This window comes from Dorea sp. D27, assembly GCF_001185345.1.
In the GTDB taxonomy this organism is placed as follows: Bacteria; Bacillota; Clostridia; order Lachnospirales; family Lachnospiraceae; genus Extibacter.
Window position 1 is genome coordinate 786768 of record NZ_KQ236744.1, and the last position, 17536, is coordinate 804303.

The window sequence follows — 17536 nt, forward strand, 5'->3', positions numbered from 1 at the left end:
ATGGAAGGGCAAGGAGAATGAATATTAAAAAGATTAAGATGGAACCGTTTTTTAAGCTGCTGGATGTTCATAACTACGAGACATTGAAGAACTTATCTAAGGCAACAGGAATCCCGATAAACAGGCTGCAGTATTATAATGATAATATGATACTTCCAATGGGAAAAGATATGGACAGGCTTTGTATATATACAGGGTATAGCAGAGAATTGTTAGAATTAAAACTGGGACATATTACACCGGAAGTACAATCATGGATAATTGATCATGGAGAAGATATTATAAAAGAAATTGCAGTACCTGCTTTGAAGGTTCCTGAAGTCTCTTCCGTTTTTAATACTACATACGGTACGCTGTTTCATGATGACTGTATAAAAGTATTGGCCAGTATGCCGGATGAATCCGTGGATATGGTCTTTGCAGACCCGCCTTTTAATTTGAATAAAGATTATGGGGACAGCATAGACGATAATATGACGAAATCAAAATATATCAATTGGTGTGAAGCCTGGATAAAGGAATGTGTCAGAGTGCTGAAGCCGGGTGGCGCATTTTATATATATAATTTACCGTATTGGAATACATTTCTTTCTAATATCCTGAATAAATATATGAATTTTCGACATTGGATAGCGGTATCTATGAAAGGACTGATACCAGTACAAGGTAAATTACAGCCAGAACACTATGGGCTGCTCTATTATATAAAGGGTGAAAGGCCTAAGGTCTTTCATAAACAAAGGATTCCATTGGTCACTTGCAGGCATTGTGGAGGGGAGATAAGGGATTATGGTGGGAAAAAGAGCAGTTTGAACCCGGAAGGAATATCGATATCGGATATTTTTATGGATATAAACCCTGTCAGACATAAAAAATATAAAAACAGATCCGCAAATGAGCTGCCATTACGTCTATTGCACCGTTTGATTTCTTTATCTACAGATGCCGGTGATATCGTGCTGGATCCTTTTGGAGGCGCCGGCACAACCTATGTGGCGGCAGAGTTTCTGGAAAGAAATTGGATTGGTATGGAGATTGGCGATACAGATATCATTATCGAACGGATAGAAAAGAATGAGAGGGACAGGGAGCTGCTATTAAAGATAGAAAAGGAGTCAAATATATTATTTACAGAGGAACAGGTCAGATTAAGACAGAAGAATAATTTCTGGACGTATGAAAAGTTAAAAGATTAGGAATTTTTGAGGAGCCGTAACTGCCTGATCATCAGGCAGTTACGGCTCGTTGTCTGTCCGTACGGGAGATGATGCTAACAACCGGGAAATAATGAATTTAACACTTGCACATATTGGAAATATATGCTATATTAATAATAGTTACTAATATTGATATAGAGAGGTGAAGAGATGAAGCACAATTTTGCAGACATCAGGATTCCAATCGAGCCTGATAATCCTGCAGTGAGAAGAGAGGAAAGCCTGTGCATCAAGTGCGGGCAGTGCAGGCAGGTATGTGAACGGGATATCGCCGTGGGCCGGCTGTATGACCTGAAAAGTACAAATGATACGGCTGTATGTGTACATTGCGGGCAGTGCGCTAATGTCTGTCCGGTGGATTCCATAAAGGAAGTGTACGAATACAAAGAAGTCAGGCGGGCAATAGAAGATCCTGAAAAAATAGTCATTTTCAGTACATCTCCTTCCGTACGTGTCGGCCTTGGGGAAGAATTTGGATACCCGGCAGGCAGTTTTGTGGAAGGGAAGACGGTAGCAGCACTGAGAAGTCTGGGAGCGGATTATGTGCTGGACACTAATTTCGCCGCGGATCTGACGATTATGGAAGAAGCATCGGAACTTGTGGAAAGAGTGACGGAGAAAACAAAGCCGCTGCCACAGTTTACGAGCTGCTGTCCCGCCTGGGTAAAATTTGCGGAGACATTTTATCCTGAGATTCTTCCACATATATCCAGTGCGAAAAGCCCCATTGGAATGCAGGGTCCTACCATAAAGACTTATTTTGCAAAAAAGAATAGTCTGGACGCGTCTAAAATTGTCAATGTGGCGGTGACGCCTTGTACCGCCAAGAAATTCGAGATACGAAGAGATGAGATGAACATATCGTCTGTCAGCAATGGGGTGGAAGATATGCGTGATATGGACTATGTCATCACTACGAGAGAGCTTGCCAAATGGATGCGGGAAGAAGGCAGGGACTTGAGAGATATGCCGGATTCTCCATATGACACGCTTATGGGAGCTGCGTCAGGTGCAGGCGTAATATTCGGCAATACGGGTGGTGTCATGGAAGCTGCGGCAAGAACAGCCTATTACCTCATTACTGGTGAGAATCCGCCGGAGGATTATCTGAACCTGGCACCGGTACGCGGCATGGACGGGATCCGTGAGGCGGAAGTCGCCATTGGCGGCGCCCCGCTCCGGCTGGCAGTTATCCATGGATTGGAGCATGCAAGGCAATTCATAAAAAGGATGGCTGACGGTGGGAAGAATTATGACTTTGTCGAGGTCATGACCTGTCCCGGCGGCTGTATTGGCGGCGGAGGGCAGCCAAAGACGGAAGTGCCTATGACGGACGACATCAGGCAGGCACGTATCCGTGCGTTATATGACAAAGATGCATCCATGACAGTGAGATACAGCCATGAAAATCCAGATATCAGGAGAGTCTATGAAGAGCATTACATAAAACCATTGAGCGCGGTGGCGGAAGAACTTCTGCATACCCGTTACAAAGACCGAAGCGGTGACCTGGGGGCGGCAGGCATGCAGGAGAAGCCGCTGACGCCTTCTCCATGGGAAACCACAGGAGAAGAGCGGAATAATAAGCAAGAGCAGTACGATGATGGAAACGAAATGAATCAGAGTGATTTGAAAGAAAAGGAGAAAATAAAGATGGCAAAATTTAAGTGTACAGTATGCGGTTATATTCACGAGGGAGCCAATCCGCCGGATGCATGTCCAATCTGCAAGGTAGGCCCTGACAGATTTGTAAGGCTGGAAGAGGAAAAGGCAGGCGGTGGGAAATACGCGGGAACTAAGACAGAGAAGAATTTGATGGAAGCATTTGCCGGAGAATCACAGGCCAGAAATAAATATTCCTTCTTTGCCGAGATAGCAAGGCAGGAAGGGATGGAGCAGACGGCGGCTATCTTCAACGAGACAGCGGAACAGGAGAGGCAGCATGCCAAGATGTGGTTCAGCGAGTTCCATGGATTAGGGGACACGGCGGAAAACCTTCAGACTGCCGCTGATGGCGAGAACGAAGAGTGGTCCGACATGTACAAACGCATGGCACGAGAGGCAAGAGAAGAAGGCTTTGAGGCACTTGCCGTGAAGTTTGACAACGTGGCAAAGGTAGAAGCGTCCCATGAGAAACGTTATCTGAAGATTCTGGATACATTAAAGGCAGAAAAGACATTCAAAGGCGATGCGCCGCTCGGATGGAAATGCCGCCAGTGCGGATTCATCTACGAAGGAGAAGAGGCACCAGAGAGATGTCCGGCATGTGGATATTCCAGAGCCTATTTCGAGAGAAAAGTTGAGAACTATTAGAAAAACGAAATGGGGACGGAGGTTTTTTAAAAAACCTCCGTCCCCATTTCGTTTTGCCGTGTCCCTTTTGCCTTCCTTTATGTTGATAATGTGGATAAAAGAGATTATAATGGACTCGTACTGTTAAAAATCAATATAGGAATCTTGTGGTTCCTGGAATTTATTTAGAGATAAAGGAGCGATGCAGAAGATGCTTGAAGTTAAGAACCTGACATTCAAAGTGGATGAAAATGGTGTGGAAAGAAGTATTGTTAAGGATATCAGTTTCCGGGTTGAAGACGGTGAGATGCTTGTGATTACAGGCCCTAACGGGGGTGGTAAGTCCAGCCTTGCCAAAGTGCTTATGGGGATAGAGGATGCAGACGAAGGCAGGATTGCTCTGGACGGGGAGGATATCACGGACTATGATATCAACCACAGGGCAGAGGCGGGAATTGGCTTTGCGTTCCAGCAGCCGCCCAGGTTTAAGGGCATGACTGTTGATAAATTATTATCTCTTGCTGCAGGCAGGCCGTTGACGGAGCCGGAATGCTGCAAGATGTTAAGCAGTGTCGGATTATGCGCCAGAGAATATATCACGAGAGAAGTAGATGCGACCTTGTCGGGCGGCGAGATGAAGCGGCTGGAGATAGCGACGGTACTCGCAAAGCCCCATAAGCTCTGTATCTTTGATGAGCCGGAAGCCGGAATCGACTTGTGGAGCTTCTCCATGCTTGTGCAGCAGTTTGAACGGATCCATGAAAAGAAGGAACAAAGCCTGATTCTCATCTCCCACCAGGAGAGGATTATCCAGATGGCCGACAGGATTATGGTAATTGAAGATGGAAAGATAGGCGCCATAGGCACTCGCGATGAGATACTTCCGAATCTGCTGAGCGAAGGACAGTGTGCATGTATGGACGGGCAATAGGAAGGAGGAGACAGAGTTGGGAAAGCAGTTAGACAAAATCATAGAAAAGGTGCTTGAGCAGATAGACGGAGCCGGATTCAGACAGAAAGGCGCTTTTAACCTGAGATATAACGGAACGGCTCTCTGCCATGGTGACAGCGAGCACATTAAAATAAAGAAAAAAACAGATAAGCAAGGGATAGATATCTATATTGATGAAAACACGAAAGGTGAGCAGGTGCATATCCCGGTTGTCGTCAATGCCACCGGCATGAAGGACGAAGTATATAATGATTTCTTCGTGGCAGACGGTGCAGAAGTAACCATCATAGCAGGATGCGGCATCCACAACAGCGGATGCAATGAGAGCCGCCACGACGGCATCCATACATTCCATGTAGGCAGAGGAGCGAATGTCCGTTATGAGGAGAAGCATTACGGAGAGGGGGAAGGGACCGGTGCAAGGGTTCTGAACCCGGTTACTAAGATCATACTTGACGAAGGGGCGGTATTTACACTGGATACGGCACAGATCAAAGGGGTAGATTCCACAGTCCGCACGACAGATGTCATAATGGGCGCCGGCGCCAAGCTCTACGTAGTGGAGAAACTGATGACGCACGACAGCCAGACGGCCGAGTCCGATATGGAAGTGCAGATGAATGGAGAGGGCAGCTCTGCTCAGATAGTATCCAGATCAGTAGCCAAGGGAGCATCGGTACAGACGTTCCATCCAAAGGCTGTCGGTAATGCAAGATGCCATGCGCATATCCAGTGCGATTCAATCATCATGGACAAAGCAGAGGTATGCTCCATACCGGAAATCAACGCAAGACACCTCGATGCAGCCATCATCCACGAGGCGGCTATCGGACGTATCAATGATGAACAGCTCATTAAGCTGAGGACACTGGGTATGACGGAAGAGGAAGCGGAAGGAGTAATCATAGAGAACTTTCTGGAATAGCTTCTGTGGGATAAGACGAGAAGGATGTAAAACATATGAGGAAAATGATAAGCAAGATAAGGATTATGGGCAGAGCGCTCAAAATGGAGCTGCGGGAGCACAAAAGCTCTTTTATGGTATATGTAACGCTGCGGGCGCTGGTCGTTCTGATGATGGTACTGCAGATTTTAAACGGCAATTACGAAAATGTATTTTTGTGCATATTGACGCTGCTGCTTCTGATCATTCCAAGCTTAGTGCAGGTAAATCTAAAGATAGAACTGCCGACAGCGCTCGAGATCATCATACTGCTGTTTATATTTGCGGCGGAGATACTGGGCGAAATCCAGTCCTATTATATCATATTTCCCGGATGGGACACGCTGCTCCACACGCTGAACGGGTTCCTGATGGCAGCAATCGGATTTGCGCTCGTAGATATACTGAACCGCAACGAACGCTTTTCCTTCAAGCTGTCCCCGGTGTTTGTGGCAATCGTGGCCTTTTGCTTTTCCATGACTATCGGAGTGATCTGGGAATTCTTTGAATTTGGCATGGACCAGATCTTCCGTTTTGATATGCAGAAAGACACGATAGTCCATACCATATCTTCCGTAATGCTGGATCCGGCTGGAAAGAACCACCCTGAAGTCATCCGCAATATCACAGACATGTCTGTAAACGGAGAGAGCCTGGGACTTGGCGGTTATCTGGACATCGGGCTCATTGATACGATGAAGGATCTGCTCGTGAATTTTGTGGGAGCAGTCCTGTTCTCGATCATCGGATACTTCTATGTAAAGAACCGTGGAAAAGGTAAATTTGCCAAAAGGTTCATCCCCAGGCTTAAGACGAAAGATGCAGATTTTTTGCAGCAGGCGGAAGCTGAGGATGAAAAGGCTAATGAAAAATAAATTTACGTACGAGACAGCTGATAACGCCCATCACACATAGAGGGAACAGCGTCTGATTCAGGGAGCCGTAAACGGATACGGCTCCTTTTAGTCCGCTAAGCGCCTGAGGCGCCTCTGGAATCAGGCTGCCCAGATGTAGAGACAGATAAGAGCCTATATATATGACTAGGAAAGAACCTATCCCTCTTCCGGTATCGAGCTTTCTGATACGGCGGCCGTCCTTTATCTTCTGGCCGGATAGCGTCCAGAAAAATGATATAAGTTCAAAGATCAGCAGCAAGGCCGCAAAGCCGGCATACGCGGCAAGCGCATAATTCTTCTCCGCCACAGCAGCGGCAGGGTTCCCATAAGCGGCGTGGCCATTCCAGAAGCTGACTCCAAGCAGGGCGGTAATGACGGCGATAAGCAGCAAAGAGGCGGCTTTTAAAATAGTACGGATTACACTGCCGGCTGCCTTGCCTCCTGCTTTGACTGTCTTTGCCGCAGGAGATAGAAGATTCGGCAGATTCAGCCTGCCTTTTTTCCGACCGTCTTTATCGTCCTCTTTATCTCTGCGGCGGGAGGCATCCGCCGCTCGCCGCTCTTTGTCCTTGCTCCGGTCCGGCCTCTTTCTTTTGGGCGGGACCTCTTCTTCATCTTCATCACGATAGCGCATATCATCCCCGGCGTCCGGTTCATCAAGTCCGCCGTCATAATCGATATATTCATCCAGCTCATCCAGGGCATCATATATGACTTCAAAATCATCGTCAAAATGGTTAGCATAGTCATTATCCATATATTTATTCATGCAATCCCTCCTTACAATGTGTTATATTCTATCTCGTTTGAAGCAAATTCTCAAGAGGGAAAACAGAAGCTTCACAAACTTATAAGGTTTTCTTAAAGATTCACAATAAAGCACAGTTACTTATCGTTATCCGTATCACCTTTTTGCTGAAGCTCTTCAGGAAATGGAATTGTAATATCGCTCGTATTCTCCTGCTTTCCCCGGGTTTCCCTGCCGGCAGCGTTCCGAAGGGCTTCTGGTAAAAGGTCCAGTTTCAATTCTGATAAATCTTTCATGTAAACACTCCTTTTTTATATAGGATGTACTTCAGCAGAACAAGGTATACAGTATAATAAATGTATGGAGGAGAAATACTGTTTATGAGGTGATATTATGGACAAAAAACGACAGGAAAAGCAGAATCAGAAGAAAAATCTGGAGAAATTCAACAGCATTACGGAAAAAGTGAAGCCTGAAAATCAGAACCAGGAGCATAACGCGAGAAAAGAAGCGGTAGATGTAGACATGAGGCAGGTATAGGCTTGACAGGATGACAGTTAATTGTAAAAAGCAACGCGCAGCTCCCGGTATGGGGGCTGCGCGTTACGGTGTATAGAGGCGGGATAGACCTGCTGCTATGAATCTACATATGACAGCCAGCCGGGCTCAAGCGGTCAGTAATGTGACGTAATCACAGAAAGCAGACGTTCAATCTGGTATGATGAACCCATAATAAAAAAGGAGGTAACAATCATGAATGTTGTAATGGACAATGGTTTAAAGGAATATATGGAAGAAAAACAGTATGCGGATATCGTCGTAGAGCCGACGGTGTGCAATACATGAGGCGGCTCCTATGTGGAGATATCGGCAAGGTTTGCTGAGGAAGAAGAAATCAAGGGGCTGGAGGAAATAGGGTATAAGAGCATTCCAAGCGAAACCGGTAAGATTATGCTGCCGGGGAAAGGAGTGAGCGTCGCAGATACTGTAAAGCTGAAGCTTGCCAGAATCCTCTGGAGCAAGAGAATCGTGGTAGAGGGCCTGACATATGAAGGCTAACATATTCATAATCGTAATGGCGGCGTCACTGCTGCTGGCCGCCTGCCAGAGCCCTGCCGGGAACAAGGAAAAGACGGAAGAAAAAGCGGCCGCCACTGCCGGGACAGAAGAGAAGAAGGAAGTGTTCGGGAATTATGCGGCAGATGCATTAAACGGCATAAAGACAAATACGAATACGATATTTGACCAGGCGGAACTCACTGTCGTATATATCTGGGATTTATCGTGCGGATCCTGTAAAGAAGAGATGGAAACGCTCGGTGATATCGGGAGAGAATATGCGGGAAAAGGAGTACAGATACTTGGCATCGCAAGAGGGGTTGACGCGGACAATGAAGAGGAGGCAGCTGCGATGGCTGCCACAGCAAGTGCAGATTATGTCCAGCTCATTGCAACAGAAGAGATGGAGGATAAAATGCTCCATAAATATGCCGAAGCTCCGGTTACGATTATGGTCGGCAGGGACGGCGGGATACTCGGAGATGCTGTTACAGGTACAAAGGACAGTGCATACTGGAACAGCGAAGTAGAGAAATATCACAGCAAAGTGTGCGTAAATGACCATCCCGCGGACTGCGGCGTAGGTTGAGGCTCCTGGTAGCAGCGGGCCGCTGCAGTAAAACAGGGCATAAGAAAATAAAAAGCACGAAACACCTTTGATTTTACGGTGCTTCGTGCTTTTTAACCAGATGCGGAGAAAGGGACTTGAACCCTCACAGGATAACTCCCACTAGAACCTGAATCTAGCGCGTCTGCCATTCCGCCATCTCCGCTCGCAAAAAATATTCTAGCACATATTTGGACATAAGGCAAATGTTTTTTGCGTTTTTTATTAAATTATTTTACAATCTCAATTCCATTTACTTCCAGGTGATCGTCTATGGCAATGACAAGACATTTTCTGCCGTCAATGAGCTTTGTCTCCACCAGGTCAGACCGCTCTGGATTCACTTTGACGATTACGTCAGGCGTCTCGATCTGGAATGTCTTCGTATTCACGATATTAGTGGCGAGAAGTGATTTTTTCTCTCCCACGATCTCTTCGTAATCTTTGTCAAAAGACTCCATGCGTTCATCCGGGACACCACTCTTTTCAAGAAGGCGCTTCACATCGGGACGTGACAGCTCTAGCGGTTCGGGCGCTTCCCTGTGCTCCTCAATCAGTTCGGTCAGATTATCGTGTATGCTGCGGACGACTTCATAATCGCATTCATCCCCAAGCGTATCGCTTATAATGGCATGGAACGTCTCCTGCTGGTCCTTTGCAGTGAGAGGTATCGTACTTCCAAGGACATTTTCTATAAGATCCGGCTGCAGCTCTTCCGGCTTCTTAGTATAATACAGAATATTATGTATATCGGTAGAACGGTCCTGGAAAGCGGGGAACAGAAACCCTTTGGCAGGGGCGTCTACAATCCAGTCCCGTATACGGTCTTCGATACTGTTCGTCGCTGCGTTATAGCTGAGACCTGCTTTTGAAAGGTTGACGGGACAGATGCTGCACATGATATGCTCGTATACCTCATCAGAGGCGTCAAACATCTCCGTATTGTCAGATGATTTTCCGGGTATGTCATAGGCGGCATGGATGAGAATGATATAATAGTTTTCTGCATAAATGTAATTCTCGATTACTTTATCGTAAAATTCTTCTACGAGCATCTCATCTTCAAGGCGGCTTTCGCGGAGCTTGAGCAGGAAGTCCTGTGTCCCTCCCGGCTTTTCCTCGTCAAGAGGAAATTCCATGTTCATGAGGTTCTTTCCAATGGTGCCGGAGAGCGTCTTTTTGAATATATCAAAATATTTAAAAGCTTCATCCTCCGGCATGGAAAGAAATGCCTTCTTCAGTTCGAGTATCTTTTGCTTCTCGTGGTCTACATAACAGCCGCAGATTCTTGTGATTGTACAGTTTTCAGGTGAAAACTGCTTGCGTATTTCCAGTACTTCTTTCTTATTCATTACTTGACACTTCCTTCTAAAAAACTGTACACAATCTTATCATATCCGAAGCAATTTGACAACCGGCAGATGGGTGGGACAATAGTACAGCGCAGCTGGATGATTTTTCCGAAGCATCAATATTCATCAATGCATACAGGCCCTGCAAGTTCCTCTCTGCCGACATAGAGCGTCATATCGTCGCGTGTGCGAAGCGTCCATTTTACAAGAGTCATACACCGGTCTGTCACCTCGATGCAGGTGATGCATCGAGGATGTACACAGCTTCCGGTGTTGAAGTACGGAGATTCTTTCGTACCAATCATCGGCCGGTGCGTGTGGCCCGATATGAGTATCCTGTCATTATCGACGGCCCACTCTGTCAGCAGCCGTTCCGTCTTCCGTTTTTTCGTATTATTTTTTGCCGCGCTTGTCGGGTCAAGAAAACCTATGTGTTCCATCGGCTTCCAGATATAGCGGACGAGAAAACGGCTGAATTTCCAGAGGACAGAATTGAGGTAATCTGCCTGATGCCCGTGGGTGAGGTACAGATCTCTTTTGCCGAGGCAGTCTTTCAATACGAGACCTTCGTAGAAGGTAATGCCGGGAAACAGAGGCTGTGTCTTGCTCGTGCTGCATATATACGAAGAGAAATGCTGTCCGCTGTAGCGCGGACTGCGCTTTATGAGGTCGTGGTTGCCGTACAGAAGCCAGAGCCGCTTCTGCCTGTAGTAGAGGGACAGAAGCCAGAACGTATTGTCGTGGATGGATTTTATCTGTTCTATGGACCGGTTCTCCCACAGTTCATCGCCGTCTCCAAGCTCAATATACGTGAACTTACGGTCATAATAATATCTGAGCGCAGCAAAGTACAGGTTTTGATTCTTAAGGAAATTATCATAAGACGTTCCCGTCCCCCGGTGGCAGTCGCTGAACAGTACATATCTGGAGTCAGAGCCCAGAGGCAGGACGGGGGCATCCGCAAATGCAGCATCCAGCCGGTCCGCCGTGCTCATGATGTTTTCCTCCGCTTCGGCTTCCTCCGGGAATAGCAGTGGATACGCATCATGTGGCGGAAGACGAACGGCAGATATTCATACAAGTACAGCAGTTTATCGAGCGTATGGCAGAATACTTTCGTAATCCTGCAGTAGAAGAAGAGAAACAGCCGGTCTTTCCAGAGCGCCCATGCCGAGCTGAAAAGATGCGATGTACGCGGCTGAGGAGTCTTGGGCCTGTCGAATACAAAAGAGACGGAATTGCCGCATATATTGATATCACCCGAACGATATCCGATTTCATACATGCTGTCTACAAAGGCATACATCATCTGCCTGTTGCCAAAAGCGATGGTAATATCCATTTTCAGCAGTTCCGGTACAGAATAGCAGCCCATGCTGAAGCCGGCCAGCCACCAGTGCTTTCTGCATGACAGGTTGTAAAGAAGCGAAGTACCGTTATACATGCGGACAGAAAAAGAGAGCATATCCTTTTCCGGTACCGCATGAAACAGTACATGTTTTCTCTCAGAGGGGGGAATAATACGTTCAGCCTGGTATATGCCGATTTCACCGCCGATATTGATACCGTACTGCCCCTTCCAGAATTCAAGCATCCAAGTGCGTCCGTCGTAATCAAAATAGACAGGTTCACAGTCAAATACCATATTAAAATGGGCCGCATTTTTATCGTAAAGCCATCGGTAGCCAAATTCCCGCTGCCATGCATCTGTCCGGGAAGTGAAGACGTCATGGCATAATTCGTAGCAGAACCCGAAAGGAGCAGTTAATTCGTTAAGAAGCTCCAGCTTTTCTTCCGTACACATACATTTTATTTTACATATGATTCTTTTTTTTCTGAAATGAAATATAACTGCCAGCACCATCATGAAGAGGAGCAGCAGAGGAAACAAGAGATACATACCAATAAACCTTCTCTCATAAATTTAGTAGTTAATGCATATTATGTGAATTTAATGAAAAGGGTGTCATGTGAAACGGGGGAGGCGAAGCGGAAATAGTCGTTGTAAACCGTTCAAAACCAAAGTATAATAAAAGAAAGCTAAACTTAAGAAAAGAGAGGTTATAACATGGGCAGTATATTTGATATTCTGGGACCTGTGATGGTGGGGCCATCCAGTTCCCACACGGCGGGAGCGGTACGCATCGGATTGATCAGCACCCAGTTATTTGGCAGGAGGCCGGGGAAGGCCACGATTTACCTCCACGGTTCCTTCGCGGCTACGGGGAAAGGCCACGGGACAGACCGGGCGATTGTCGCCGGACTTCTGGGGATGAAGCCGGATGACATGCGGATTCCTGACAGCTTTGATATAGCGGCAGCGGAAGGAATGGAATTTACCCTTGCGGAGAAGGAAATCAAAGGAGCGCATCCGAACACGGCGCAGATCATCCTGGAAGCAGAAGGCGCGGAGACGATGAAGATAGAGGCGTATTCTATCGGGGGCGGCAGAATACGCGTCAGCAAGCTGGACGGCATCGATGTAAGCTTCAGCGGAGAGAGCAACACCCTGATCGTACGTAACATCGACCAGCCGGGATGCATCACGGAGGTTGCGGCATCCTTAAGCGACGAGGACATCAACATAGCGACCATGCAGGTGTTCCGGGACAAGCGCGGCGGGTGTGCGGTAATGGTCGTAGAGACGGATCAGGTCGTGTCAAGAGAGGCGCTGGACCGTCTGGAAGGCAAAGAAGGAATCGTCAATGTCACGTTCCTGAATGTAAATGGAAGTATTGAAGAGAAATAATCGGCAGGAGGAAGAATAACGTATGTCATTTCAATCGATGGAAGAGGTAAGGACAAGATGTGAAAAAGAAAAGGTACCGTTCTGGAAAGCAGTCCAGTCAGAGGATGCCGAAGAGCGTGATGTCCCGGCAGAGGACTCATGGAACGAGATGAAGCATATGTGGCAGGCTATGATTGACGGCGTGGATGCATATGAACCAGGACTTGTGTCCAGAAGCGGCCTTGTGGGGAAAGAGGGCGGCCTCATGGAAGAATACGCCAGGACGGGAGAGCCGCTGTGCGGCGGATACATGGCCAAGGTCATGACAACGGCGCTGAAGATGGGGTGCAACAATGCCTGCATGAAGCGAATTGTGGCTGCTCCTACGGCAGGGGCCTGCGGAGTGCTGCCGGCAGTGCTCGTGACCTATTTCCGGGAGAATGATGTTCCAGAGGACAGGATGATAGAGGCCATGTACGTGGCGGCAGGAATCGGGCAGATTATTGCAAACCGTGCATTTCTGGCGGGGGCATCCGGCGGATGCCAGGCGGAGATTGGATCTGGTTCCGGTATGGCGGCAGGGGCCATCACGTACGTGCGCGGAGGAAGTTTTGACCAGATTGGACATGCATGTGCCATGGCGCTGAAGAACCTGATGGGCCTCGTGTGCGATCCGGTAGGAGGACTTGTGGAAGTGCCATGTGTCAAAAGAAATGTAGGCGGAGCCGTCAACGCAATGGCGGCGGCAGACATGGCGCTGGCGGGCATCGTGAGCCAGATTCCGGTGGACCAGGTGATAGATGCCATGCGGGAAGTGGGAGAGAAAATGGATGTCAGCCTCAGGGAGACGGGCATAGGCGGTGTGGCCGGAAGCCCAAGGGGTCAAGAAGTCGGAAAAAATTTATAGTAGTAAAATATGGAATAATTCTTCTACAATAGAGAAATAACTAAAAATAGTTTCTCAATAGAATAAGGGAGGGTTATTCGCATGTCAAATACGTTTGGCTACATCAGAGTGTCGACAAAAGATCAAAACGAAGCAAGGCAGCTGGCGGCTCTGGCGGAATATCAAATTCCCCGGAGCCGCCTTTTTATTGACAAGCAAAGTGGAAAGGACTTTGCGAGGCCCGCATACCAGAGGCTGCTGAAAAGGCTGAAAAGGGGAGATGTCCTGTTTGTAAAGAGCATTGACAGGCTTGGAAGGAATTACAATGAAATATTAGAACAGTGGCGGGTCCTGACAAAGCAGATTGGTGCCGATGTTGTCGTCATCGATATGCCTCTGCTTGATACGAGGGCAAGGGGAGACGACCTTACGGGAACCTTTATTGCGGACCTCGTACTACAGATATTGTCATATGTGGCACAGACCGAAAGGGAGAATATAAGGCAGCGACAGGCCGAAGGTATTGCGGCGGCCAAAGCGAGAGGAGTTCGTTTCGGGAGAGAAAAAAAACCGCTTCCTGAGGGCTTTCAGGAAACGGTCGTGCGCTGGAGACAAAAGGAAATGACCTGCCAGCAGGCACTCGAACGGCTCGAGGTCAGCAGGAGCTATTTCTTCACCCATGTCAAGCAGCTTGACTTGTAGGACATGATGTAACGCAGATATGCCCTATTAAAAAATATGCAAAAGTACACGCAAAAATACTTGCTTTTAACCTGAGAAAGGGTATAATAGATATAGCGATTTTACATAAAAAAAGCACTTCTTTCGAAGTACTTTAAAGTGTACTAAAGTGTACTTTAGCATACTCTGCCAGATGATGGACTGGAAAGAAGGCGGTTTATTCGCCAGAACGATAGCGTGCATTTTGCAGAAAGAAGTATTAGAAAGGAAGAGTTATGGGCGGCTATATAGATATGCACTGCCATATACTGCCTGAGGTCGATGACGGGGCCGGAAGCATAGAAGAGATGGAAAAGATGCTTCGGATTGCTTATGACGAGGGCATCCGCTGTATGATTGCCACACCTCACTATCATCCAAGAAGGGGCAGAGAACACCCGGATGTACTGGTTGAAAGACTGAAAGCAGCAAGGAAAGCGGCGCACAGGATTGATGCACGGTTCCGCGTATATCTCGGCACAGAGATTTATTTTGGACAGGATATTCCTGAAAAAATAAAAAAGGGAAGAATACTGAGCATGAACAAAAGGGATGTCGTTCTCATTGAATTCTCCCCTTCCGATTCATATACATATATTCAGCAGGGAATCCAGCAGCTCCAGATGAACGGATACGAGGTTATCCTGGCTCATGTGGAGAGATACCATTGTCTCGTTGAAAATGTAGTTTTTGCAGAACATCTGTGGGAAATGGGCACGCTGATTCAGATCAATGCAGGCAGCATTACAGGAGACAGTGGAAGAAAGATAAGAAAATTTGTGAAAGAACTTATGGATCGTAATCTGGTGTTCTGCGTCGGCACAGATGCACATGGTGCTATGCACCGGGCGCCCAAGATGAAAAAAGCGGCAGATTATGTGGAGAAAAAATATGGAGAAGACTATATGAGGAGGATATTTTTCAGCAACGCCAAAACTATGCTGAAGAAAAGGGTTGAAAATGAAACAAAATAGTGTGATAAATAAAGATTTTGAAAATGATGATGTAAATATAGACCTTACGGAACTGCTTCTGGCTGTGTGGAGCAAGATACACCTTGTCATCCTGGCCGGAATATTTATGGCTTTGCTTGCGTTTGTAGGAACAAAGGTATTTATTACGCCGCTGTATTCATCTACGACCAAAATGTATGTCCTGACAAAGCAGGACAGCAGTGCAGGCGTGACTTACAGCGATATACAGACAGGGACGCAGCTTACGAAAGATTATATGGAACTGGTGAAGAGCAGGCCGGTGCTGGAACAGGTGATAGCGGTACTTAATCTGGATATGGAGATAGAAGAGCTGGAACGCCTGATTACTGTCGAAACGCCGACAGATACGAGAATACTGACTATTGTAGTTGAGAACGAGGATCCTAAGACGGCAAAAGAAATTGCAGATGCACTGAGAGAATCCGTAAGCATCCAGATTACAGAGATTATGGATGCAGATTCTGTCAATACGTTCGAAGAAGGGAATCTTCCCAAAGAACCATCATCGCCGAGCCTCGTCAAAAATATGGCAATTGGGGGAATGCTGGGAATCCTGATTGCACTGGGGGTTATTGTGCTTATTTTTGTATTGGATGATACGATAAAGACGCCCGATGACGTAGAACACTATCTTGGCCTGAATGTCCTGACTTCTATCCCCATTCAGGAAGGTGTAAAAAAAACCAAGAAGGTAAAAGGCATGTCAGCCAAAAGATTCGTTAGGAAAATGAAACGATAAGGAGGAGAGCTTAATCATGCAGGAAATTTATTTGAAGAATATGGGGAAAGACTACCGCAGTAACGAAGCGTATAAGACCCTTCGTACGAATATAGAATTTTCGGGCGCCGACAATAAAGTGATAGTATTTACAAGCTGTACTCCTAATGAGGGGAAAAGTACAGTCTCGCTATCTCTTGCCCAGTCTCTTGCCGAGGGAGGTAAACGGGTACTTTTTATCGACGCGGATCTGCGGAAGTCGGTATTGATAGGAAGACATAAGGTAAATGGGGACCTGAAAGGACTCAGCCATTTCCTGTCCGGGCAGTCAGAGGTGGATGATATCATCTATAAGACCCAGGAACCAGGCATGATGGTGATATTTTCCGGGGTTACCCCTCCAAATCCCGCGGAACTGCTCGGCTATAAGCGTTTCAGCTCGCTGATAGCCAGCGCTAGAAAGGTATACGATTACATAATTATCGACGCACCGCCATTAGGGAGCGTGATTGACAGCGCGATTGTAGCGACGGTCTGCGATGCGGCCGTGCTTGTCATAGCAGCGAATGCAATCAGCTATAAATTTGCGCGTGTCGTGAAAGAACAGCTGGAGAAATCAAACTGTTCCATCCTCGGTGTAGTGCTTAATAAGGTTAATATGAAACAAAATAAGTATTATGGCAAATATTACGGAGAATACGGGAAGAAGTAGAGGGTAACTTAAGATGAAGCAACGGTTATTGGCCTTGGTTTTGGCTGTGGGCTGTGTTGTCCTCGGCGCTGGATCGGTTATCCTGTCTGTGGGGGAGGATACGAAACCACCGGAAATCAGTGTGGAGGAGATGGCGATAACCTATGTAGAAGGTGAGGATTACAGCAGCCTTCTGAAAGGCATTTCTGCAAAGGACAGCCACGGTGGCGATTTGTCGGACCAGGTATTTGTTGACAGAGTCATACCACTGGATAACGGAAAAGCAGTCATATATTATGGCGTGATTGACCGCGATAAGAACGTCGGAACTGCTGTCCGTAAGGTGGGATATGTCCAGAAGGTTCCGACAGATACGCAGGACAATGAGGACGGTGGTATATCCGCCGGGCAGGATGATAAGCAAGATGATATCGAAGGGGATGCAGAGCCGGCTGGCGAGGAAGAGGAGTTAAAACCGGATGGAATCAGGCCGGCAATCTCCCTTACTGCTGAAAGTGCCCAGATCAAAGCGGGAGACACCTTTGATGCCATCCGCTATGTAAAGGACGTAGTGGATGACAAAGATGATAAAAATACGTTATACCGTCATATCCATGTGGATGGAAATTACGATGTAAATACTGTGGGGACATATGAACTCAGAATCTACGTAAGTGACAGCGAGGGGAACACATCTGACGTAAAGACTTTCAGTTTAACAGTACAATAAGA

At 47.0% G+C, this 17536-nt stretch carries 20 protein-coding genes and 1 tRNA gene; 15 read left to right on the forward strand and 6 right to left on the reverse strand.

All coding sequences use genetic code 11. The features are described 5' to 3' along the window. Positions 1-158: 158 nt before the first annotated feature. The 5 genes from HMPREF0980_RS10240 (at position 159) to HMPREF0980_RS10260 (ending at position 6279) form a co-directional block, all read left to right on the forward strand. The gene (locus tag HMPREF0980_RS10240) at positions 159-1196 is read left to right on the forward strand and encodes a DNA-methyltransferase (RefSeq protein ID WP_198146227.1); all 1038 of its coding nucleotides are present in this window, start codon (positions 159-161) and stop codon (positions 1194-1196) included. A 171-nt stretch (positions 1197-1367) separates the two neighbouring features. Next, positions 1368-3530 carry a rubrerythrin gene (gene rbr / locus HMPREF0980_RS10245; RefSeq protein WP_049728956.1) on the forward strand — a complete coding sequence of 721 codons (2163 nt, stop codon included), beginning with the start codon at positions 1368-1370 and terminating at the stop codon, positions 3528-3530. A 190-nt stretch (positions 3531-3720) separates the two neighbouring features. Next, positions 3721-4440, forward strand: a complete 720-nt coding sequence (locus HMPREF0980_RS10250; protein ID WP_049729189.1) for an ABC transporter ATP-binding protein — start codon at positions 3721-3723, stop codon at positions 4438-4440. Positions 4441-4456: 16 nt separating this feature from the next. Next, positions 4457-5386: a SufB/SufD family protein gene (locus HMPREF0980_RS10255; RefSeq protein WP_049728957.1), complete on the forward strand. Its 930-nt coding sequence runs from the start codon at positions 4457-4459 to the stop codon at positions 5384-5386. A 44-nt stretch (positions 5387-5430) separates the two neighbouring features. Further along, positions 5431-6279, forward strand: coding sequence for a DUF2238 domain-containing protein (locus HMPREF0980_RS10260; protein WP_049729190.1), 849 nt, complete (start codon positions 5431-5433; stop codon positions 6277-6279). On the opposite strand, the gene HMPREF0980_RS10265 is transcribed toward HMPREF0980_RS10260, so the two are convergent. Both HMPREF0980_RS10265 and HMPREF0980_RS18910 read right to left on the reverse strand, forming a co-directional pair. Beyond that, positions 6266-7069 carry a hypothetical protein gene (locus HMPREF0980_RS10265; protein ID WP_049728958.1) on the reverse strand — a complete coding sequence of 268 codons (804 nt, stop codon included), beginning with the start codon at positions 7067-7069 and terminating at the stop codon, positions 6266-6268. The two genes, HMPREF0980_RS10260 and HMPREF0980_RS10265, sit on opposite strands and share 14 nt — an antisense overlap. Before the next feature lie 116 nt (positions 7070-7185). Then, positions 7186-7344, reverse strand: coding sequence for a hypothetical protein (locus HMPREF0980_RS18910; protein ID WP_157039366.1), 159 nt, complete (start codon positions 7342-7344; stop codon positions 7186-7188). A 97-nt stretch (positions 7345-7441) separates the two neighbouring features. Here HMPREF0980_RS18910 and HMPREF0980_RS19135 point away from each other — a divergent pair, with 97 nt between their 5' ends. The 3 genes from HMPREF0980_RS19135 (at position 7442) to HMPREF0980_RS10275 (ending at position 8696) form a co-directional block, all read left to right on the forward strand. Next, the gene (locus HMPREF0980_RS19135; protein WP_198146229.1) at positions 7442-7588 is read left to right on the forward strand and encodes a hypothetical protein; all 147 of its coding nucleotides are present in this window, start codon (positions 7442-7444) and stop codon (positions 7586-7588) included. Positions 7589-7906: 318 nt separating this feature from the next. Beyond that, positions 7907-8107, forward strand: a complete 201-nt coding sequence (locus tag HMPREF0980_RS10270) for a hypothetical protein (RefSeq protein ID WP_049728959.1) — start codon at positions 7907-7909, stop codon at positions 8105-8107. Continuing rightward, entirely contained in the window at positions 8097-8696 is a 600-nt protein-coding gene (locus HMPREF0980_RS10275) for a thioredoxin domain-containing protein (RefSeq protein ID WP_049728960.1), read from the forward strand. Before HMPREF0980_RS10270 ends, HMPREF0980_RS10275 begins: the two co-directional genes overlap by 11 nt. Before the next feature lie 101 nt (positions 8697-8797). Here the strand turns inward: HMPREF0980_RS10275 and HMPREF0980_RS10280 are convergent. The 4 genes from HMPREF0980_RS10280 to HMPREF0980_RS10295 form a co-directional block, all read right to left on the reverse strand. After that, positions 8798-8880, reverse strand: a tRNA-Leu gene (locus tag HMPREF0980_RS10280). Between the two features lie 64 nt (positions 8881-8944). Next, positions 8945-10066 carry a DUF4317 domain-containing protein gene (locus HMPREF0980_RS10285; protein ID WP_049728961.1) on the reverse strand — a complete coding sequence of 374 codons (1122 nt, stop codon included), beginning with the start codon at positions 10064-10066 and terminating at the stop codon, positions 8945-8947. A gap of 116 nt (positions 10067-10182) precedes the next feature. Then, on the reverse strand, positions 10183-11061 hold the full coding sequence (locus tag HMPREF0980_RS10290; protein ID WP_049728962.1) for a metallophosphoesterase: 879 nt from the start codon (positions 11059-11061) through the stop codon (positions 10183-10185). After that, on the reverse strand, positions 11058-11966 hold the full coding sequence (locus HMPREF0980_RS10295) for a DUF4474 domain-containing protein (RefSeq protein WP_049728963.1): 909 nt from the start codon (positions 11964-11966) through the stop codon (positions 11058-11060). The genes HMPREF0980_RS10290 and HMPREF0980_RS10295 overlap by 4 nt, the downstream gene beginning before the upstream one ends. A 168-nt stretch (positions 11967-12134) precedes the next feature. On the opposite strand from HMPREF0980_RS10295, the gene sdaAB reads away from it, so the two are divergent. The 7 genes from sdaAB (at position 12135) to HMPREF0980_RS10330 (ending at position 17534) form a co-directional block, all read left to right on the forward strand. Next, positions 12135-12815: an L-serine ammonia-lyase, iron-sulfur-dependent subunit beta gene (sdaAB, locus tag HMPREF0980_RS10300; RefSeq protein ID WP_049728964.1), complete on the forward strand. Its 681-nt coding sequence runs from the start codon at positions 12135-12137 to the stop codon at positions 12813-12815. Between the two features lie 22 nt (positions 12816-12837). Next, entirely contained in the window at positions 12838-13701 is an 864-nt protein-coding gene (gene sdaAA / locus HMPREF0980_RS10305) for an L-serine ammonia-lyase, iron-sulfur-dependent, subunit alpha (protein ID WP_049728965.1), read from the forward strand. 81 nt (positions 13702-13782) lie between these two features. After that, complete coding sequence (locus HMPREF0980_RS10310) at positions 13783-14382, forward strand: recombinase family protein (protein ID WP_049728966.1); 600 nt, start codon at positions 13783-13785, stop codon at positions 14380-14382. A 254-nt stretch (positions 14383-14636) separates the two neighbouring features. Then, positions 14637-15374 carry a CpsB/CapC family capsule biosynthesis tyrosine phosphatase gene (locus HMPREF0980_RS10315; protein WP_049728967.1) on the forward strand — a complete coding sequence of 246 codons (738 nt, stop codon included), beginning with the start codon at positions 14637-14639 and terminating at the stop codon, positions 15372-15374. Beyond that, positions 15361-16134, forward strand: a complete 774-nt coding sequence (locus HMPREF0980_RS10320) for a YveK family protein (RefSeq protein WP_049728968.1) — start codon at positions 15361-15363, stop codon at positions 16132-16134. The genes HMPREF0980_RS10315 and HMPREF0980_RS10320 overlap by 14 nt, the downstream gene beginning before the upstream one ends. 16 nt (positions 16135-16150) lie before the next feature. Further along, positions 16151-16825, forward strand: coding sequence for a CpsD/CapB family tyrosine-protein kinase (locus HMPREF0980_RS10325; RefSeq protein ID WP_049728969.1), 675 nt, complete (start codon positions 16151-16153; stop codon positions 16823-16825). 13 nt (positions 16826-16838) lie between these two features. Then, a complete protein-coding gene (locus tag HMPREF0980_RS10330) occupies positions 16839-17534 on the forward strand; it encodes an immunoglobulin-like domain-containing protein (protein ID WP_049728970.1) in 696 nt (231 codons plus the stop codon). Positions 17535-17536 lie beyond the last annotated feature (2 nt).